General features: G+C 48.3%; 18 protein-coding genes. 15 read left to right on the forward strand and 3 right to left on the reverse strand.

The window, feature by feature from the left end; genetic code table 11:
- Positions 1-149: 149 nt before the first annotated feature.
- Complete coding sequence (gene rlmN, locus J2X75_RS18920; protein WP_307541226.1) at positions 150-1,244, forward strand: dual-specificity RNA methyltransferase RlmN; 1,095 nt, start codon at positions 150-152, stop codon at positions 1,242-1,244.
- Positions 1,245-1,415: 171 nt separating this feature from the next.
- On the opposite strand, the gene J2X75_RS18925 is transcribed toward rlmN, so the two are convergent.
- Complete coding sequence (locus J2X75_RS18925; protein ID WP_124116790.1) at positions 1,416-1,856, reverse strand: GNAT family N-acetyltransferase; 441 nt, start codon at positions 1,854-1,856, stop codon at positions 1,416-1,418.
- A 157-nt stretch (positions 1,857-2,013) separates the two neighbouring features.
- On the opposite strand from J2X75_RS18925, the gene J2X75_RS18930 reads away from it, so the two are divergent.
- The 5 genes from J2X75_RS18930 (at position 2,014) to J2X75_RS18950 (ending at position 7,066) form a co-directional block, all read left to right on the forward strand.
- Positions 2,014-2,520, forward strand: a complete 507-nt coding sequence (locus tag J2X75_RS18930) for a MarR family winged helix-turn-helix transcriptional regulator (protein ID WP_307541229.1) — start codon at positions 2,014-2,016, stop codon at positions 2,518-2,520.
- A 101-nt stretch (positions 2,521-2,621) separates the two neighbouring features.
- Positions 2,622-3,731, forward strand: coding sequence for a glycosyl hydrolase family 8 (locus tag J2X75_RS18935; protein ID WP_310339003.1), 1,110 nt, complete (start codon positions 2,622-2,624; stop codon positions 3,729-3,731).
- A gap of 126 nt (positions 3,732-3,857) precedes the next feature.
- Positions 3,858-4,733 carry a diguanylate cyclase domain-containing protein gene (locus J2X75_RS18940; RefSeq protein ID WP_307541233.1) on the forward strand — a complete coding sequence of 292 codons (876 nt, stop codon included), beginning with the start codon at positions 3,858-3,860 and terminating at the stop codon, positions 4,731-4,733.
- 155 nt (positions 4,734-4,888) lie between these two features.
- Positions 4,889-6,184, forward strand: a complete 1,296-nt coding sequence (locus J2X75_RS18945; RefSeq protein ID WP_310339007.1) for a glycosyltransferase family 2 protein — start codon at positions 4,889-4,891, stop codon at positions 6,182-6,184.
- Between the two features lie 153 nt (positions 6,185-6,337).
- On the forward strand, positions 6,338-7,066 hold the full coding sequence (locus tag J2X75_RS18950) for a class I SAM-dependent methyltransferase (RefSeq protein ID WP_310339009.1): 729 nt from the start codon (positions 6,338-6,340) through the stop codon (positions 7,064-7,066).
- A 198-nt stretch (positions 7,067-7,264) separates the two neighbouring features.
- Here J2X75_RS18950 and J2X75_RS18955 read toward each other — a convergent pair whose 3' ends face one another.
- Both J2X75_RS18955 and J2X75_RS18960 read right to left on the reverse strand, forming a co-directional pair.
- Positions 7,265-8,047 carry an ABC transporter ATP-binding protein gene (locus J2X75_RS18955; RefSeq protein ID WP_310339011.1) on the reverse strand — a complete coding sequence of 261 codons (783 nt, stop codon included), beginning with the start codon at positions 8,045-8,047 and terminating at the stop codon, positions 7,265-7,267.
- Between the two features lie 78 nt (positions 8,048-8,125).
- The gene (locus tag J2X75_RS18960) at positions 8,126-9,349 is read right to left on the reverse strand and encodes an MFS transporter (RefSeq protein ID WP_310339013.1); all 1,224 of its coding nucleotides are present in this window, start codon (positions 9,347-9,349) and stop codon (positions 8,126-8,128) included.
- 117 nt (positions 9,350-9,466) lie between these two features.
- Between J2X75_RS18960 and J2X75_RS18965 the strand changes: the two genes are divergently transcribed.
- From J2X75_RS18965 to J2X75_RS19005, 9 genes are all read left to right on the forward strand, one after another.
- Complete coding sequence (locus J2X75_RS18965; RefSeq protein WP_310339017.1) at positions 9,467-10,270, forward strand: AraC family transcriptional regulator; 804 nt, start codon at positions 9,467-9,469, stop codon at positions 10,268-10,270.
- A gap of 355 nt (positions 10,271-10,625) precedes the next feature.
- Positions 10,626-11,543: an ABC transporter permease gene (locus J2X75_RS18970; protein ID WP_310339019.1), complete on the forward strand. Its 918-nt coding sequence runs from the start codon at positions 10,626-10,628 to the stop codon at positions 11,541-11,543.
- A gap of 29 nt (positions 11,544-11,572) precedes the next feature.
- A complete protein-coding gene (locus J2X75_RS18975; RefSeq protein ID WP_124116782.1) occupies positions 11,573-12,454 on the forward strand; it encodes a carbohydrate ABC transporter permease in 882 nt (293 codons plus the stop codon).
- Between the two features lie 69 nt (positions 12,455-12,523).
- Complete coding sequence (locus J2X75_RS18980; protein ID WP_310339023.1) at positions 12,524-14,119, forward strand: extracellular solute-binding protein; 1,596 nt, start codon at positions 12,524-12,526, stop codon at positions 14,117-14,119.
- 40 nt (positions 14,120-14,159) lie between these two features.
- Positions 14,160-15,128, forward strand: coding sequence for a LacI family DNA-binding transcriptional regulator (locus J2X75_RS18985; RefSeq protein WP_167483728.1), 969 nt, complete (start codon positions 14,160-14,162; stop codon positions 15,126-15,128).
- A gap of 71 nt (positions 15,129-15,199) precedes the next feature.
- A complete protein-coding gene (locus tag J2X75_RS18990; protein WP_310339028.1) occupies positions 15,200-16,312 on the forward strand; it encodes a glycoside hydrolase family 88/105 protein in 1,113 nt (370 codons plus the stop codon).
- Positions 16,309-17,364: a pectinesterase family protein gene (locus J2X75_RS18995; protein WP_310339031.1), complete on the forward strand. Its 1,056-nt coding sequence runs from the start codon at positions 16,309-16,311 to the stop codon at positions 17,362-17,364. The genes J2X75_RS18990 and J2X75_RS18995 overlap by 4 nt, the downstream gene beginning before the upstream one ends.
- A gap of 385 nt (positions 17,365-17,749) precedes the next feature.
- Entirely contained in the window at positions 17,750-19,321 is a 1,572-nt protein-coding gene (locus J2X75_RS19000) for a chitinase (protein ID WP_310339035.1), read from the forward strand.
- The gene (locus J2X75_RS19005) at positions 19,322-21,421 is read left to right on the forward strand and encodes a glycosyl hydrolase family 18 protein (RefSeq protein WP_310339037.1); all 2,100 of its coding nucleotides are present in this window, start codon (positions 19,322-19,324) and stop codon (positions 21,419-21,421) included.
- The last annotated feature ends 73 nt before the right edge of the window (positions 21,422-21,494 follow it).

The raw sequence follows: 21,494 nt of genomic DNA on the forward strand, positions 1-21,494 counted from the left end.
CTGTTGTGCAGATTTACCATGGATAAAACCTCTTGGAAGAAATGCAAAAGCCCTTGTTTTCCCTCGTCAATTTTGGGACAATACGGAGTAGAGGTTTTTTGGGTAGGACCGATAAGCCATATGCTTTCTTGCGAAAAGAGGATTATACAATGAACAAATCATCCATATATGGATTAACATTAGAGCAATTACGTTCCTGGCTGCCGGAGCACGGGCAGAAAAAATCCCGTGCATCCCGGATCTGGGAATGGTTATATCAAGAGCGTGTACACGATTTCCCCGCAATGTCCGATGTCCGTCAGGAATGTCTGGACGTTCTCTCCGAGCATTTCACCATGAACTCGCTGAGCGAACATGTGAAGCAGGAATCGGCAGATGGTACCGTGAAGTTTCTGCTTCGGATGCAGGACGGCAACCTGATTGAGACGGTATTGATGCGGCAAAAGTATGGACTTACCGTCTGTGTGACCACACAAGTGGGTTGTAACATTGGCTGTAGCTTCTGTGCAAGCGGTCTGATCAAGAAGAGTCGTGACCTGACCGCCGGAGAGATTGTGGAACAGATTATGCATGTGCAGCGACATCTGGATGCAGCGGGTCAAGACGAGCGGGTAACCAACGTGGTTGTGATGGGTATTGGTGAACCATTCGATAACTTCCAGCACATGAGTGATTTCATCGAAGTCATTAAGGATCGCAAAGGACTGGCACTTGCCGCCAAACGGATAACTGTATCCACGAGCGGCCTTCCGGACAAAATCAAGGAATTTGCAGACAGCAGTCTGCAGGTCAACCTGGCGATCTCTCTGCATGCACCTAATAATGAACTGCGTACACACATCATGAAGATCAACCGGGCTTTCCCAATCGAGCAATTGATGGATGCTGTGGATTATTATTTGGCTACAACGAACAAACGCATCATGTTTGAGTACATCCTGTTACGTGATGTTAACGATCAACGTGAGCATGCCGCGGAGCTCGCTGAACTGTTGTCCAGTCGCAGAAGTATGGTCAGTGTGAATCTGATCCCATACAACCCGGTGGATGAGCACAGTCAGTATCAACGGAGTACAGAAGAATCGATTCTGGGCTTCTATGATACGCTCAAAAAGAACCACATCAACTCCACTGTACGTATGGAACATGGTACGGATATCGATGCTGCTTGCGGACAGTTGCGCAGTAAACAAATGAAGAACAGCGCTGCCGAATCCGAGCCAGACCGTCTGGCACTGGGATAAGATACAACGCGGAGCTGGCAGGTAAGTAGAATGCATGGTTATTATAATCAGTGCCTGTACTTTGTACGTGCCATTTACCGTTGTTGAGTCACTCATGAATGTGTTGCCTGAATGCAAAACGCCTCTGTATATCACTGAGAAGTGATAACGGAGGCGTTTTTTGGAGTTTCATTATTTCAGTTTTTTGGTCATTAGCAGATGGGGAATGCCGTCTTCCATAAATACTTCCGAAGCGGGTGCATAGCCGAGACGTTCGTAGAACCCGGAAGCTTGTACCTGTGCGTGCAGCTTGGCCTTCTCAAGACCATCAGCAATAGCCATCTGCTCCAGCTTGTCGATCAGAACACGGCCCAGGCCGTGTTTGCGGTAATCAAGCATGACACAGATCCGTTCCAATTTGGCGACCTGTTCCACAATGCGCAGTCTGGAGGAAGCAGCAGGTACACCGTCTACGTAGAGCAGAATGTGGCGCGCCTCCGCTTCTAATGTATCATAAGCATCGAATTCATCCGTTGCGGGCACGCCTTGTTCTTCGACGAAAATAGCAGTACGAATGGCGAAGCAGGCATCGAGCAATTCCTGATTATTAACTTCAACAATCGTTGTATTCATGAATGTTTCTCCTTTGGGTGATCGTAATGTTATCCTGACGTGATAAACTGGTACATAACAGGAATGTGGAACGAATCTCGTTCTTTTACACGCTTTAAGTTATATAGCTAAAATTAAAACCAATTCAACTGTAGTTATACCATCAATTATGTTGCGAATGCAACAATTTTATAGGGGCGTGAGTGTATTGACCGAAAAAAAAGAAGTGCTGCGTGAAATTGGTATGATTGCCCGCTGTCTGGATTCAATCAGTAATGTCGAGTTTCAGCATCTGAACCTGTCCCGTGGACAATATCTCTATCTGTATCGAATCTGTGAGAATCCGGGCATTATTCCGAATCAGCTTGCTGAACTGATCAAAGTGGATCGCACGACGGCGGCCAGAGCCATTAGCAAACTCGAATCCGATGGATTCATTATTAAACAGCCAGCAATGGGTAATAAGAAGAATAAGGTGTTGTATCCCACCGAAGCTGGGCTTGAAGCATGGGAATTCATTCGTAAAGAGGGCGTGCATTCGGATCAGGTGACTCTGGATGGTCTGACTGAGGAAGAGATCGAGACAGCCATTCATCTTCTCAGACGGATGCGTCATAACATTGAAGTAGACTGGAAATTTGTCAAAAAGGGTGGACGAAGATCCTACATGGATATTTCGGAATGAACAGAGGAACGACCCTTGCCCCCTCCATCCCAGACTCTAGCCGAACCTATCCAAAGAAGAAGAGCCATTATGCCAGAGCAGCATCAGTACAGGAGGGAGTCATGAAACGGGTAAACAGGAAAAGGCTAACGTGGTGGATCATATTGGCAGTCAGTATCACGGCAGCGTTAATTATTTTTGTGAAGGAGCGGTTCGTGATGAATGAATCATCCCCTACGGTATCCTTTGTTCAAGATCATATGACTAATCCCAATGGTACAATTGCGACCTATTTGCAAGATGCTACCTCAGAGAGAGCGGACATCGTAGCAGGCAGAGAGGCTTTATCTGAGTCACTTGGTCTTTGGATGCAATATGCTGTAGCCAAGAATGATCAGGCGTTATTCGAAGAAAGCTATGAACTGCTGACCACCTATTTCCTCATGCCGCAAAAATATATTGCCTGGAAGCTGGATGCCGAAGGTGAATCTCAAGTGACTACCAACGCGCTTGGCGATGATTTTCGAATTGTCGGTGCTTTATTAAAGGCAGCAGATCAATGGAAACAAGGAAGAGAAGCCAAACTGGTAACGGCTTCGGAAATATCCCGTACACTTTCGCAATCGGTTCAGAATAAAGGATATTATGTGGATTTTCACGATTTTGCGAGTGGTCACTCCACAGATACATTAAGCCTGGTTTATGTTGATCTCCCGTCTCTTCAATTGATGGATAAACATCAGATGGTGGAACCGGGAACCTATGCCAAGTACGAAGCTTTGCTGAAGAAGATGCCTGACGATGGATTGTTCTATCCGAAGACCTTCGATGTGGTCCATAAAAAATATGCGTATGATGATACAGTGAATCTGATCGACCAGTTGATTGTGGCGAATCATCTAACCGTGACCGACCGCAAACCGGACAAGCTCATTTCTTTTTTGAAAAAGGAGTTCAACACCCGGCATCAGCTGCCCGGACAGTATAAGCGAGAATCACGCACACCTGCCGTCTCTTATGAATCTTCCTCAGTATATGGCCTCGCCATCTTACTTGCTGTTCGTTCAGGTGATCCAAAATGGGCCAAACAGTTGTATAACCATATGACTACGTTGCGTGGTCAGGACTCTCGTTATCCAGGTGGATATGTATTTGACGGTAACACACATCTGTTTGATAATCTTTTTCCTTTATTGGGAGAAGTTAATTTACAGAAAAACATTAAAAAGTAAGGATTTTGTCATTTCATGAATTGTTCAATGTGGTAGCATAGTTTTGTCTAATGATGTCATAAATTGTTGAAATAAAAGACGTGAGTTTGAACAAGAGTTCTAAAACTTCAACGGAGAGAAGGAACTATGAGAAATAAAGCACCTACCCGCCGTATTGCATGGGGATATGCCCTTTTAATTGGACTAGCCCTCATGCAGCAACTGATGATTTATCTTAAAGTTTACATGAATCAGAGCTACACTACAGGGGATATGATTTTTAGTATCGTGTCGCTGGGTGCATTGGTTTTTGGTCTTTTTCTGCCTGTTGGCGTATCCGTCGTGACGGGGTTTGTATATTTGGTCTCTTATTTTGTGTGGCTTGTTACTTACGCTGATGCAAATGTGCTTGTATTCTCCTGGTGGTTGCTCATCCCTGCCAACGTTGCCGTGGCTGCGTTCATCAAGGCAAGTCTGCTGCGCAGTGCGCGTGTGGTTGAACGTCTCCAGGATATGCAGGATCGTAACCCGGAAATCGATCTGGATACCACGCTTGGTAATAAAGGAGCTCTGGCAGATACGTTAATCAAACACAGTAATCTTGCTCGTCGGTACTCCGAAAAGTATGGATTCAGCATTGCCATGTTCAAGATTGAATTCTTGCCACTGGTGATGGAATCCCTCGGTTCTGTCCGGTATGCACAGTTTCTACTTGAAATCTCGGGTACGATCCAGAAGCAGATTCGGTATGAGGATTACAAATTTTTCGTGGATCGTGGGCGTTTTGTCATCATATGTCCAATGGTGAATGTGGAATATCTTCCACTTCTTACACAACGGATCAAAAAAGCCATTATGGATCTTCAAATTATTGATAAAAAGGGAAATGAGCTGCAAACGGTGATACGCTCCGGTGCTCTGGTATTTCAGAAGGAGCAATTCAGCAAATACGATGATATTGATGCGGTTATTGCTGCCCTTGAACGAAACACAGAGACCGATCTTATCGGAGAATATATATAACGGGAAGGAGAGAGGCGCTGTGGACTATATGTCCTGGTTCATCCCGATCTGTATCGCCGTCAGTTCTTTATTTGCGGTATTCACGATTTGGTTAACAATTGCAACCCTTCGCTTTCGGTCGAAAGTTATTCGCAAGTATGATCGGAGGAAAGTAAGTGGCTGATTTTATTTTAATATTATCCATATTTAGTATCTGGATTGCCGTATTCGAGTCAATTGTTATTATGGCAGGTGCGATTCGTTTTATTAATAAACAGGACAAAAAAGGGATTCAGATCCCTGAAGATATGGATCATTATCCAACAGTCACGGTCATGGTGCCTGCGCATAACGAGGGTCTGGTCATTGTTGCGACGGTAGAGCACATCCTGCGCCTGAATTATCCGGAGGATAAAGTTCAGGTCATCGTGATCGCGGATAATTGTACAGATGATACCGCAGAGAAGCTGAGATCATTCCTCAGTCACACTAGTTACATGCATCGCAATGTGACAGTAATGGAGCGTAAAGGAACAGGTGGCAAGTCCGGGGCTTTAAATGATGGACTGGACATAGCCACGGGTGATTGGATCTGTATCTTCGATGCAGATGCCGCACCTGAACGGAATTCATTAATGTTTTTGGCGCAAAAATCACTTGAGAACCCTGAACAATATGGCGTGGTTTTTGGCAGAAACAAAGCACGCAACAGAGGACAGAATTTCCTCTCCAAATGCATCAACCTGGAGATTATCACTTCGCAACGAGTGTATCACACAGGACTATGGGAATTGTTCCAGCTGGGATCCATTCCAGGAACGAATTACATTATCAAAACCGAGTTGATCCGGGAGATTGGCGGCTGGGATGTGACAGCCATTACAGAAGATACGGCACTATCATTCGAGATTTTGAATCGCGGACAGTTTGTGGCACTTGCGCCGCAAGCGGAAGCCTATCAGCAGGAGCCGGAACAGCTTAGTGTATATATGAAGCAGCGCGAACGCTGGGCCAAGGGGAACTACCAGGTGGTACTGGATAATATTCATAACCTGTTTAACCGTTCCAGTTGGCGTAATAAGTTGCTGGTCATCTATTATGCCGTCAGTTATTTCTGGTTTATGCTTGCGATCATTGTATCGGATATTATATTTCTCGTGAATCTGGTCTATCAGGTCATTGCCATATTTAAGCCAGAGGTAAGTTCACCGTTCCAGTTTGCCGGCGATGCGTATGTGTTCTTGGTCATTGGTTGGGCACTAATGTACTTTATTTACGTGTTACAGATCAATCTGGCACTTGCCGCAGATATTGGACAGAGCAATACCCGTAATTTCATCTATGCCTGCGTGTCCTACTTCACGTATGCACAGCTGTTCATCCTAATCTCGATCAAGGCATTTTACTCCTTGATTATGGACAAGATTCGGAAACGCGAGAGCAAATGGTACAAAACAGAACGTTTTGGCTAAGCTGCGAAAATTGTAGAAGTGTAAGGCAGAAAGGCTGTTTGCTGGATAACTCCAGACAACAGCTTTTTTTGTTATAGCCACGCACATCCATATTCTGTATACTCATACAGGCTGTAAAGAGGATCATGCTTATCCGAAATGGAGGGTCACCGAATGAAGGACAGAGGATCAGACTTTTACGATGATGAGGCGAACTTTGAGAAGTATATGGAACGTCGCAAGTGGCAGGAGAACGCCAATGATACATTGGAGAAGCCGGTGATACTGGAGTTAATTGGAGATGTTGCCGGCAAGAACATACTGGACCTTGGTTGTGGCGATGCAAGGTTCGCCGCAGAATTGCTGAGTCGGGAGCGCGAAGGTGCGACGTATACGGGAATTGAAGGTTCTGTGAATATGATTCAGGCGGCTAACGAATCCGTAAAAGGATTAAATGCCCGGATTGAGCAAGCGTTCATGGAAGATTGGACCTACCCGGCCGAAGTGTACGATCTGGTTATATCAAGACTGGCTGTTCACTATATTGAAGATCTGGAGAGCCTGTTCCGCAACATATACAATACTTTGAAAGAGAACGGGACAGTTGTATTTTCGGTAGAACATCCTGTGATCACGTCTACACTGCAACCCTCCGGGACTCGAACGGATTGGGTGGTTGATCAGTATTTTGTAGAAGGATATCGTGAGCAGCAGTGGCTGGGCGGTTCTGTTAAAAAGATGCATCGTTCCATTGAATCATACTTTATGGCATTGCAGCGGGCAGGATTCCGTGTAGAACATTTGCGCGAGTCAGCACCACAACGTGCTTATTTTGTAAACGAGGAAACCTATCTACGAAGGCAGCGTATTCCATTGTTTCTGTTTTTAAGTGCCCGGAAGTAGATAGTGATAAAGCGTATAGATAAATAGATGAAACCGTAAAGTTATACTCATAAATTAGAAAGTTCTACACAGAAAACGGTGGATAACACTAGATATAGCATAGAAAAGCCCAAAATCTATCCACATGTGGATAAGATATTGGGCTTTTACTGTTAAGTTTCTGCACCTATGCTGCGTGTGCTGTGTATAACCACGTAATTATGAATCCGCCGCAGCTCTGACATAGACACGTTCCCCGTGCCGATCAACTTCCACAGGTGCCTCGAAGAAGTTGCTCAGCACTTCGGTGTTCATCAGCTCGCTCGTTAGTCCGCTATTCACGATTTCACCCCGGCGAAGCAGGAGGCTGTGACTAAAGACATGCAATATTTCCTCGGTATGATGGGTGACATAGATGAGTGAAGGGGTATCTGGACGCTGTGATAATTCACGGATGCTCTCCAGCAATCGCTCTCTTGAGAACAGATCCAGTCCATTGCAAGGCTCGTCCAGAATAAGTACGCGCGGATTGGCCATGAGTGCTCGGGCAATAAGAAGTTTCTGTTTCTCCCCTTGAGAACAGGTGCGATATTCGCGATCCCACAGGTGCTGACAGCCCAGCGTCTGCATCAATTCCTGTGCCTGATCCAGATCATCATCTGACAGCTTGTCATACAGGCCAATGGTGGCATGTTTGCCGCTGATCACGACATACTGTGTGCGATCCGTGCCGTACAATTTCTCTTGCAGAGACGAACTGACCCAGCCGATGGATTTGCGAAGCTGTCGCAGATCCACATCACCATATTCATGGCCTAGCACGGATATCTTGCCTTCGGTCGGCCAGAGATATCCGGTGATCATGTTCAGGAGTGTTGTTTTGCCGGAGCCATTCAGGCCAAGCAACGCCCAGTGTTCACCATCATTAACCTGCCAGCTCACATCGTTCAGCAGGGTAAGTGGTCCCCTTTTCCAAGTGACATGCTGTACATCAATAATCATGCGTTATTCCTTCCTTCTGTTATCCTCGAGTGTCCTAGGTGTATTGTAGTCACAAAATCAGTGAGGTTTCAACGGTTATCACGCTGTTCTTGGTTGGTCCTTGCGCAGAAATACAGCACACACACCAAGCAGTGGCAAAAACGAACATAACTTGATAACAAACGAAATGCTGGTCACGTCAATTAAGGAACCTAACACAACCGAGCCAAGTCCAGCCATGCCAAACGACAGGCCAAAAAACAATCCGGATACCGTTCCAATATGACGAGGAAGCAATTCCTGTGCATAAACAATGATGACGCTGAAGCCGGACATCAGGATTAGTCCAATCATCCCGCATAATACCATGGACAATACGGGTCCTGCATAAGGCAATAACAGCGAAAATGGTGCAGTACCTGCAATGGAGAACCAGATCATCGGTTTACGCCCATAGCGATCAGCGAGTGGGCCGCCGAGCAAGGTTCCGACCATACCTGCAAATTGCAAAATAAACAGACAGATCTGTGCCTGGGAGAGAGGCAAGTCATATGCATCGGCATAATAGAAGGCGTAGTACCCGGTCATGCCTGCAATATATACGAATTTGGAAAACAGCAGCAGGATGAGAATTCCCATTGTAAAAGCGATGAATCCCCTGCTCACAGGCCGAGCTGCTGGCTCTGCGCCGCTTGATTTTAGAGGGCGTTGCTGACGAATGCGAGTCTCGGCAAGCTTATCTCTGTACCAACGACTGACAAAAGACTGAATGAAGATGCCGATCAGGGCAAAGCCCATCAGCCATAGAAAACTACGCTGCCCATGTGGCAACAGGATGAAGGCGACCAGTAATGGAGCAATGGCCTGCCCTGTGTTGCCTCCCACCTGGAATATGGACTGCGCCATTCCACGTCCGCGGCCAGCTGCCATATGGGCCACGCGTGAGGATTCGGGGTGGAGGATGGACGAGCCTATGCCAATCAATGCTGCCGCAACAAGCAGCATCCATAACTCGGAAGACAAAGCTAAGCCGAGAACACCGATCAGGGAGAATAGCATGCCTCCGGGAAGCAGGATCGGCATGGGCTTGCGGTCTGACATATAACCGACCAGTGGCTGAAGGACGGATGCGGTAATATTCAGGGTGAAGGCAATCCAGCCCATCTGGGCGAAACTGAGCTGCATGGTCTGCTGGAATAGCGGGAATGCAGACGGAACAACTGTCTGCATCGCATCATTCAGCAGATGGGCGAAGCTGACTCCGGCAAGCGCCCAATTGGCGGAGGAGTTGATTTGCATTTTGCTTAAAGTGGCCTGAGCCATGGGAGATCACCTCGAATTATTTTTTTCTATGATAAAAGATGGGGGCAGATCATGTCTTTGTGAAAAGTGCTTGGAAAGTGAGCACGATTTGTTATAATGTCAGCAGGTGAGCAAACGATGGAATTAAACATGACGTTAAATGGGTTGGAATTATGGAAAGCTACCGGAGGGTTTGCGAATGAGCCGCATGTACATGACGACTGGTATCAGCTAACGCTGCCGGTTAGAGGCCAATGTCATCTGGTACAGGAACGGCATGCATACCCGCTAAAAGCAGGCATAGGGATTATTGCTCATCCCCAGACTGAGCATTATTTTGAGATAGGGTCGGATTCGGCTGTCATTGTGATCAAGTTCCGTAAACCGCCATTAGGCAGTTTCGAAGGGGCGGAGTTAAGTGGGGGACGAGCTGATTTTCGACCTACCCAGACATTTGATCCTGCTGAGATCAGCAGTCTGTTTCGTGGCTGGAATTCCATTTTGTTAGATGATGTGCCCGAAATGCTGCAAGTGCAGGAAACAGAAATGGCGATCGAGACGTATCTAAAACGTATGTTGACGGGGCAGGAAAATGGAAAAAGGACTGTAAATCCCGGTACATTCATTGACCCCCATCTCCAACGAGTGCTGGATTACATTCACAGTGCCTATACAGGCCCAATGGATATTGATTCGATGGCCACGGTCGCGCATCAGAGCCGGTATCATTTTATGCGTTCTTTCAAGGCTCTTACGGGAACAACACCGTATCAATATTTGCTGAATTTGCGCGTAGAAGAAGCGTCCAGGAGGCTCCGCCATACAACGGATTCAGTGACCACAATCAGTTATGAACTGGGATTTTCCAGCGTCAGTCAGTTTTACAGAGCCTTTCAGCGAGTGTATGTTATGACACCGATGGAATATCGGAATCACGTGTAGATTTTAACGGGCAGTCTCGCGTATGCGAGACTGTATTTAGTACGTTACAGCATGACACTGATTTTTGTTATTGCCAAACGATGGAGACTTTGATAAGATGGGAAAAAGTTTATGTAAGCGTATACATTTAGATTAAAATTACAACGTTGTAATTATGTTTATGGCAAATATTAAAAGAAATAAATACGGTGTGGGGAGGACCAATCCAAGCTAATATCTTGTTATTATGCAGAATAATATAGGTTGTTACAAAATGTGAATGAAATGAATAACAAATACGTCGGTGAAATAACAATTCTTTTTTTATTAAAAAATTCAAACGTTGTAATTATGTAGCGAAGGGGAGTGTTTCACGTTGAAAAAACGCATGTCCACGCTGTTCAGCCTGATCAGACGGGATAAGTATTTGCTACTGATGTTTTCGCCTATCTTTCTGTATTACCTCATCTTCATGTACCTTCCGATGCCTGGCGTGCTGTTGGCATTTCGTAATTTCTTGCCGGGGCAGGGCATGCTCAGCGGGGATTGGGTGGGACTGCGCTGGTTCGAACAGTTCGTGAATTCCATTTACTTCTGGCGACTGCTGCGTAACACGTTTTTGCTCGCCTTCCTGCCACTCCTGTTTGGCTTCTCCATTCCGATTTTATTCGCTGTCTGCATCGTGGAGATCAAGAACCGGACATTCAAGCGATTTGCCCAGACCGTTACGTACCTTCCTCACTTCATCTCCACTGTCGTTGTAGCCGGCATGATCATTAACTTCCTGTCACCAACAGACGGTATTGTGAATACCCTCATCGCGAGTCTGGGCATGGAAAAAGTGAACTTCATGATGGATGCCAGCTGGTTCCGTACCATCTTCACAAGTTCCGACATCTGGCAGAGCTTTGGCTTCAGCTCCATCATCTACATTGCAGCCATTATGGGGATCGACCCCGAGATGTATGATTCCGGCAAAATTGACGGCGTCAACAAATTCCAAGAGCTATGGCACCTGACACTTCCCAGTATCAAACCAACCATTGTCATTCTTCTGCTTCTGTCGCTTGGCGGCATTATGAGCGTAGGCTTCGAGAAGGTATATCTGCTCTACAACGGAGCCACCTACGAAACGGCGGATGTCCTGTCCACCTATGTATACCGGATGGGGATTGAGGGCCAGAATTACGGCTTCGCCACAGCAGTCGGCCTGTTTAACTCCATTATCACTTTTGTGCTTGTGTTTGCTGCCAATTCCATGACCCGCCGCCTGACCAAGATGTCACTCTGGTAAGACTATAACCCGGACCAAAGGAGACCTGTATGCAAAAATCGAGAAGTGACCGTTTGTTCTACGGATGTGTCTACCTGCTGACCATACTGGCGGTTGTTGTCACGTTGTATCCCTTTCTGTACGTCATCAGCATTTCATTCAGCTCGGTGGATGCCATCGACAAACAAAAAGTTGTATTGTGGCCCGTCGGCTTTACCCTGTCAGGTTACCAAATGGTACTGCAATACAAGGAGTTATGGGTTTCATTCTACAACACCCTCTGGTACACCGTGGTAGGCACACTGTTGAATATTGTGGCAACATGTCTTGCCGCGTTTCCATTATCCAGACAGCAGTTTTTCTTGCGTCGCAAGCTGAACTTTTTCATCGCTTTCACCATGTATTTCTCGGGTGGACTCATTCCGGTCTACATGCTGATTACCTCGCTTGGGCTGTACAACACCCGCTGGGTCATGGTGCTGCCTGTGCTGGTGATTACGTTTAACGTCATGATCTGCCGCTCGGCGTTCGAAGGCATTCCGAATGAAATTTTCGAAAGTGCCAGTATAGACGGGGCCAACGAGATGACGATGCTGTATCGTCTGGCGGTTCCAATCATCAAGCCAACACTGGCTGTGCTCACGCTGTACTATGCGGTATTCCACTGGAACAACTTTTTCTCGGCCCTATTATATCTGGGCAAACAGGATATGCAGCCCTTACAGATGTTCCTGCGAAGAGTGCTGATCATGGCATCGCCGGAAGTGATGCAGAAGATGGGCGGCACGATGACATCCGGTGCGCTTGCGGTATCGACGCTTCAGGTCCGTTATGTATCCATTGTAGTTAGCATTCTGCCTATTGTTACGATCTACCCGTTTATCCAACGGTACTTCGTTAAGGGCATCACCCTCGGAGCCGTGAAAGGATAGCTTTTATTACTTAAGTGTCATGTCATTCAAGGGAGTTCAAAATGGTTCATACCTAAGGAGGAATGATGGATGAGATTTAAAGGGGCAGGAAGAAAAAGTGTAATGGCAGCGATACTGGCAATCAGCCTGGCGGGATGTAGCGGCGGAACAGGGGCGGGAACTGATGCGGAGAGCACCCCGTCCAGTTCGGAGCCAGCCTTCAATTATACCGGAGCAGGGCCGGTGACGGATCAGCCGGATGCCAAGCTGTCTATTCTCGGCACCAACGCTTGGACGACCAATGTGGATTTGTCCACCGCAGCCATCGTTAAGAAAATTGAGAGTAACGCTGGTGTGACGGTGGATTGGGATCTGATTCCGCCGCAGAATTATGCGGATGCCGTCAATCCGAGGCTGGCTGCCGGTACCGGCTTGCCCGATATCGTGTACCTGCCGGATCAGGATCAGCTGATGAAGTACATTAACAGCGGTCTGTTCATTCCAATTAATGATCTGGTGGAGAAGTACGGCGTGAATCTCAAAAAAATATATGAAAAGTCGCCTTCGGTCAAAGCCAGTTTAACAACGCCAGATGGTAAAATGTATTATATCCCGCAGCAGACGTTAACCCGCAACTACATGCCGGTATTTATGGTTAATGTGCGCTGGCTGGATAAGCTGGGATTAAGCGAGCCAACGACGCTGGATGAATTCACGGCGATGCTGCGCAAGTTCAAGACAGACGACCCGAACGGCAACGGAAAAGCTGATGAGATTCCGCTCTCCATGGAAGCAAAATTTGTGTCCATGGCCTTTGGCCCGGCATTTGGACTTGATCTGTCCAATCAGTTTTATGCAGACGATCAGGGCAAGGTGCATTTCAGCTATTATGAGCCGGCATACAAGGAGTACCTGACCTATCTGAATGGACTGTATAAGGAAGGTCTGCTTGGGGTGGATTATGCGAGTACCACGAGTGATCAGGTCACGTCGCGTATCTCTCAGGATGTGACGGGAGCAACGTTTAATTTCAGCTGGTACATGTCGATGGTCTACAGCCCGCTGTTCAAGGATTACAATCCGGAAGAGCCAATCATCAAAGGCATTCTGCCACTGAAAGGACCGCATGGCGATCAGTTCTACATTGGTCGTACCCCAGTGAGTGGCATCTTTGGCATTACACGTGATAGTAAAAATCCGGAACTTGCTTTCCGTTTCCTGGACTATGCCGTAAGTGAGGAAGCACAGACGTACTATACGTGGGGCATCAAGGATGACACGTATACGGAAGAGAATGGCTTGAAGACATTTACGGACAAAGGCAAGGACAATGAATACATTCAGAAGCTCGGCATTGGTCCGGTGAATCTGCCGAACATCCAATCCACCGATTCTGCCGATTCCGTCGTAGCCCCGTGGCATGCAAAGATGGATAAGGAACTTGAGCCGTATGTGCGCGAACCGTTCCCGTTTGTCTATGCCCTGCCGGATGAAGCGAGCGTGGAGAGCATGGCGATGCCTGACATCACCACATATGTGGAAGAGATGAACTTCAAGTTTATTAGCGGTGACGCCAGTCTGGATCAGTTTGACAGTTATATTGAGACGTTGAAGAAGATGAATATAGAGCAGGTTATTGCGGGCAGACAGGCACAATATGATCGTTATAAGGCTGCACAGAAATAGGAAATTAGGGTTTCAGGCGTATGAGAGGTGTTGATTGATTTTGATAACCATTAAAGACATTGCCAAACTGGCGGGGGTGAGCTATAGCACGGTATCGAAGGCGCTGAATGATGATCCCCGAATCAAACCGGCAACAAAGCAGAAGGTACTTGCGGTCGCGGAGAAACACCAGTATCGGAAAAATATGTTGGCTCGGCAGCTCTCCACCGGCAGGAGCAACATCATCGGTTTTGTGCTGGATGAGCTGAGCAATCCGTTATTCTCGAACATCTCCGGCCGTCTGCACACCGAGCTGAAGAAGCGGGGATATCAGATGATCCTGGTTGTGGCGGATGATGGCGTGGATGTCTTCAGCCAGCTGCGCGTGGACGGCTGCATTCTGTGGGACTATGCACTGGACAATCGGGAGATGTTCTGGAAAAAGTTCGCAACACTCAACATGCCATGTTTTGTGCTGGGTACAGATGAAGCGCCGAACTCTCCTTACATCAAGATTGATCGCAAAGAAGGACTGTTCAAAGCAGTGGAGCATCTAAAATCGCTGGGGCACAGCCGAATCGGATTCATCGGCAACTCGCAGAATATTAAACTGGAGGGATACCGGGAAGCGTTGCAGCGTACGGGTCTGGCTTTTAATGAAGACCATGTGCTGCCAGCGTATTCCTCCTGGGAAGACGGGTATTTTGCCATACGTAATCATGCGTTTGGGCCGGAGTCCCCGACAGCTTTTATTGGGCTGAACAACCTGGTCACCCGAGGTGCACTTCGGGCTTTGCTTGAGGCAGGTTACAGCGTTCCACGCGATATCTCGTTAATCGGTTATGATGATCTGCCGGATATGCAATATGCCGAAGTGGCCTTGACCACGATTGGCCCGTCTCTGGATGAACTGGCCGTGCAGGCAGCGGAGCTGATTGTATCGTTAATCCGTGATGAACAGGTCGACGTTCCGGTAGTCATCCAGCCCAAGTTGAACCTTCGCAATTCAACGGCAATGTGCCGACAATAAGCAAGAGTGAAGCGGTTATCCGTTAGTCATACATGTATTAGGTAAGTACAACATTCAAGGAGGAATTGCTTATGCAGGTACAGACGCAGTTATCCTGGTCTGAGCGAATTGCAGCAACGATCATCCAGCAATGTGACGGGGACGGTTATCATGCGTTCCCTTCGGGACGATGGGCATACGTGGAAGGCATGACATTAATGGCGATGGCACGAACCGGGCAGTATTATGGCAAACAAGAGTATGTTGATTTTATGAAAAAACATATGGACCTGTATATCCAGCCGGATGGCTCTATTGGCACCTATACTTTGGAAGAATATAATCTGGATCAGATTAATCAGGGGAAAAACCTGTTTGCATTACTGGATGGTGCTGAAGATCAGCGTTACGCAGAAGCGGCTCATCTCCTGGCAGCACAACTTGCAGGGCAACCCCGCACGTCGGAGGGCGGTTTTTGGCACAAAAAAATTTATCCATTCCAGATGTGGCTGGACGGCCTGTATATGTCGTCTCCCTTTCTGTCCGAGTATGCAAAGACATTTCATCATCCCGAGTTATGGGATGAAGTAGCACATCAGATTCTGCTAATCGAACGCCAGACCCGTGATCCGCGGACCGGACTGCTCTATCATGGCTGGGATGAATCGAAGGAACAGGTCTGGGCAGATTCATTGACAGGGTGCTCGCCACACTTCTGGAGCCGGGCGATGGGCTGGTATGCCATGGCGATTGTAGACAGTGTGGAGCATTTCCCCGTGAATCATCCAAAGCGCGGAACCATCATCGGTATCTTCGAACGGATGTGTCATGCTTTGGTACGTGTGCAGGAGCAGGAGAGCGGGTTATGGTTTCAGGTGCTGGATCAGGGCTTCCGCAAAGGCAACTATCTGGAAGCATCCGGGTCAAGCATGTTTGTATATGCACTTGCGAAGGGTGTACGGCTGAGATATCTGGAGCCGCATTTCAGAGCTGCGGCGGAGAAGGGATGGCAGGGACTGTCCTCCAGATTGGTGGAGGAGACGGCTGACGGCGTTCGGTTAAACGGGATCTGTCATGGCGCAGGACTAAGCCTGGATCGGGATGGCTCGTACAACTACTATGTAAGCGAAGCGGTTGTAAGCGATTCCTTTATGGGTGTGGCTCCGCTTCTGCTGGCAGCACTGGAAATGGAGCGATTGCCATGACGCAGCAGAGATTGCCGAATACAGCAATGGAATCATCAGCTCCCTGTTTGACTGTTGCTTCAGACGGGACGGGGGATTATGTGACGATCCAGGCTGCAGTTGATGCGCTGCCGGAGAATGGTATCGGAAACGCCCCGATTCGCGTGAAGGCTGGTGTGTATCATGAGAAGCTGCATATGGAGAAGCCGGGCATCCATCTGATTGGTGACGGGGCGGAGCAGACAATCATTACGTATGATGATTATGCACTCAAGAAGTTCCCGGACGGGTCGCCATATCATACGTTTCATTCCTATACGGCTTTCATTGGTGCTGATGATTTCAAGGCAGAGGGGATTTCCTTCGTAAATGCTGCCGGGCCGGGCAAGCAGGTTGGTCAGGCGCTGGCCGTTTATGTGGATGGAGACCGGGCGGCCTTTCGCCGCTGTCGTTTGATCGGTCACCAGGACACGATCTTCACCGGCCCACTGCCGGAGCAGCCCATGGATCGCAGTTACTTTGGCGGGCCACGCGATGGTGCCGAGCGGCGTAAGCTGCGGCAGTATTTCGAGGACTGTTACATCGAAGGTGATATCGATTTTATTTTTGGCTCGGCTACGGTGGTATTTAAGGGCTGCGAGATCTTTACGAAGAATCGTCTGACTGAAGCGGAGGCTGCGGATGGACAAGTGAACGGTTGGATTACCGCAGCCTCTACGCCGGAGGATGTGCGTTACGGCTATGTGTTTCTGGACTGTGATCTGACCAGCAATGCTCCGCCGCAGTCGGTGTATCTGGGCAGACCGTGGCGTCATCATGCCAAAGTCTGTTTTCTGAACTGCTGGATCGGCGCTCATGTGAAGCGGGAGGGATGGCACAACTGGAACAAGACAGATGCAGAGCAGACCGTTCAGTATGCGGAATACAACAGCGCCGGGCCTGGTGCCGGATGTGCTTCTGATCGTGTGCCTTGGGCCAAAATACTGACCGAACAGGAAGCGGCCGAGTACACTGTACCTCTGATTCTGTCCGGCGTGGATGGATGGCAGCCTTTTGAAGGGAGAGGGGAGTAGCGGCAGTAAGATATGCTCTCTTCTCTGCGCAATATATAACGCAGGTTTTCGTTCAAGTCTCCTAAGGACTTGAACGAAAACCTTTTTTGTGCGCTATATTACATTTTTCGCCCCCAATAGAACTATTTTATCCCTTATCTCTTTTGCGTTTTACTGATTAAATACAGGGTGAGGATCTGTAAATTCCCTGTAAAATTTGGATGGTACCTGCCAAAAAAGAACATGAGAGGGAAGGTCCATTTTGGTAAGGGAAGGGAGTGAAGTGACACGCAACATCAGATGGCTGAACGAGGCTGGCTCTAATCGATCACAGATCAGATGCAGGTGGACTATTAAAGCTTTTGTTTGCAAGGTGAACGTATCCTTAGTACAGGAGGGATTTTGCTTGAATCAAGCTGTTCGATTCCGCCCGGTCATTACATTTGCTTTGACATTTCTTCTACTTATTTCGTGGTTTGCACCGAGAGCCGATGCCGCCGCTCAGTGGCAGGCAGGCACTGCATACAAGAAAGGAGACATCGTAACATATCAAAATAAAGATTATGAGTGTATTCAGGCCCACACGGCGTTGACCGGATGGGAGCCCTCTGTTGTGCCCGCGTTGTGGAAATACGTCGGGGAAGGTTCGGGAGGGGAAACGCCAACGCCAGATACGGCACCACCTTCTGTTCCTGCGGGTCTGACTTCATCCTCCATCTCGAACACCTCCGTGAGTCTTTCCTGGAATGCATCCACGGATAATGTGGGCGTAGTGGGATACGAGGTGTACCGGAACGGCGTTCTTGTGACAAGTACCTCAACTACAACAGCTGTAGTCACGGGACTGACAGCCAGCACGACTTATGCTTTTACGGTAAAAGCCAAAGATGCCGCAGGCAATATATCCGCTGCGAGCACCTCCCTCAGTGTGACAACTTCCAACGGATCTTCCAATCCTGGGCCAACCAGCAGCAAATGGCTGATCGGCTACTGGCACAACTTCGATAATGGTTCAACGAATATCAGACTTCGTAACGTATCAACAGCCTATGACGTCATTAATGTCTCCTTTGCCGAACCGATTTCACATGGCAGCGGAACACTTGCTTTTACTCCATATAATGCAACAATAGCGGAATTCAAATCCGATATTGCCTATCTGCAAAGCCAGGGGAAAAAAGTACTGCTTTCCATGGGGGGAGCCAACGGTACCATTGAGCTCACCGACGCGACCAAGAGACAGCAGTTCGAAGATTCGTTAAAATCAATCATTTCCACGTATGGTTTCAATGGTCTAGATATCGATCTGGAAGGAAGCTCCCTGTCTCTGAATGCAGGGGATACCGATTTCCGTAGTCCAACTACACCGAAAATTGTTAACCTCATCCAAGGCGTGAAAGCGGTTAAGTCACACTTCGGCGCCAATTTCATCCTGACGGCTGCGCCGGAGACGGCCTATGTACAGGGTGGATATCTGAGCTACGGCGGCCCTTGGGGGGCTTACCTGCCAGTCATCCATGCCTTGCGTAATGACCTGACCCTGCTTCATGTGCAGCACTATAACACGGGCTCCATGGTGGGGCTGGATGGACGCTCTTACGCCCAAGGGACAGCAGATTTCCATGTGGCCATGGCGGAGATGCTGCTTCAAGGCTTCCATGTAGGCGGCAGCACAGGCCCATTTTTTAGTCCCTTGCGACCGGATCAGATTGCCATCGGCGTACCGGCTTCCCAACAGGCTGCCGGGGGCGGGTATACAACGTCAGCCGATCTGCAGAAGGCGTTGAATTATTTGATCAAAGGTGTGTCGTACGGCGGTTCCTATACTTTGCGCCAGCCTGCGGGCTATGCGGGGATAAAAGGGATTATGACCTGGTCAATCAACTGGGACGCATATACAAATAACCAGTTTTCGAGCGCACATCGTCCGTTCCTGAACGGGCTGGGTACGCAAACGACAAAGGAGGTTGTGTATTAGATGATACATTTAAATAAACACACTGCTTTCAAGAAAACCGCAAAGTTTCTCCTGGGTCTATCCCTGCTCTTATCCGTCATTATTCCTTCTTTTGTGCTCCAACCAACTACGGCAGCAGCTGCAGATTCTTATAAAATTGTTGGTTACTACCCGTCCTGGGCTGCGTATGGGAGAAACTATAATGTAACGGATATCGACCCAACCAAAGTCACGCATATCAACTATGCTTTTGCCGATATTTGCTGGAATGGTGTTCATGGAAATCCGGACCCTTCGGGCCCTAACCCGGTGACCTGGACGTGTCAGAATGAGAAGAGCCAGACAATCAATGTACCGAATGGCACGATCGTGCTTGGCGATCCATGGATTGATACCGGCAAGACATTTGCAGGGGATACGTGGGATCAGCCCATTGCAGGCAATATCAATCAGCTTAACAAGCTGAAACAGATCAATCCTAGTCTGAAGACAATCATCTCCGTGGGAGGATGGACATGGTCCAACCGCTTCTCCGATGTAGCTGCGACTGCTGCAACGCGAGAGGTATTTGCAAACTCTGCTGTCGACTTCCTGCGCAAATACAATTTTGACGGGGTGGATCTGGATTGGGAGTACCCGGTATCAGGCGGGCTGGATGGTAACAGCAAACGTCCTGAGGATAAGCAAAATTACACGCTGCTTCTGAGCAAAATCCGTGAGAAGCTGGATGCTGCCGGAGCTGTGGACGGCAAGAAGTATCTGCTTACGATTGCAAGCGGAGCGTCGACGACCTATGCTGCAAATACTGAGCTTGCCAATATAGCTTCCATCGTTGATTGGATTAACATTATGACATACGATTTTAACGGGGCCTGGCAAAAAGTCAGCGCGCATAACGCGCCGTTGAACTATGACCCAGCGGCTTCGGCTGCCGGGGTGCCAGATGCCAATACATTTAATGTGGCTGCCGGAGCACAAGGGCATTTGAATGCTGGCGTACCAGCCGCCAAACTTGTGCTTGGTGTTCCATTCTACGGCCGCGGCTGGGATGGATGCGCACAGACGGGAAATGGCCAGTATCAGACCTGCGCGGGAGGTTCTTCCGTTGGAACTTGGGAAGCAGGCTCCTTTGATTTCTACGATCTGGAGACTAATTACATTAACAAAAACGGGTATACGCGTTACTGGAATGACACAGCCAAGGTGCCATATCTCTATAATGCGACCAACAAGCGTTTTATTAGCTATGACGATGCGGAGTCTATTGGATATAAAACCGCTTATATCAAGAGCAAAGGACTTGGCGGAGCGATGTTCTGGGAACTTAGCGGTGACCGGAACAAAACACTCCAAAATAAACTGAAAGCAGATCTGCCTACCGGAGGTACAGTGCCTCCAGCAGATACGACGGCGCCAAGCGTACCCGGTAATGCCCGTTCGACAGGCGTGACGGCAAACTCGGTGACACTGGCTTGGAATGCTTCAACGGATAATGTAGGGGTTACCGGTTATAACGTCTATCATGGCAGTAATCTTGCAACATCCGTCACAGGAACAACAGCAACGATCAGTGGACTTCCCGCAGGTACTTCTTATACTTTCACGATCAAAGCAAAAGATGCGGCAGGCAATCTGTCTGCAGCCAGTAATGTTGTAACCGTGAGCACTACGACTCAACCGGGAGGTGATACGCAAGCGCCAACTGCACCGACGAACCTGGCATCAACGGCGCAAACAACATCCAGCATAACGCTGAGCTGGGCGGCATCCACGGATAACGTGGGTGTAACGGGTTATGATGTGTACAATGGAGCGGCTCTGGCGACATCCGTGACCGGAACGACAGCAACGATCAGCGGGCTTGCAGCGGATACCTCGTATACATTTACGGTAAAAGCAAAGGATGCGGCGGGTAATGGTTCTGCTGCGAGCAATGAAGTGACCGTGAAAACAACAGCAGGAACGACAAATCCGGGCGTTTCCGCCTGGCAGGCGAATACAGCCTATACTGTAGGACAGCTGGTCACCTATAGCGGCAAGACGTATAAATGTTTGCAGTCCCACACTTCCTTGTCTGGGTGGGAACCATCCAATGTCCCTGCATTGTGGCAGGTTCAATAGTTAAAAAATGGATTACCACATTTTGAATTGAAACGTGCAGTTTTAGCGGGTCTTGGCTACAGGGAAGAGAATA

Origin of the sequence: Paenibacillus sp. 2003 (assembly GCF_031455635.1) — a bacterium.
Classification (GTDB): domain Bacteria; phylum Bacillota; class Bacilli; order Paenibacillales; family Paenibacillaceae; genus Paenibacillus; species Paenibacillus amylolyticus_B.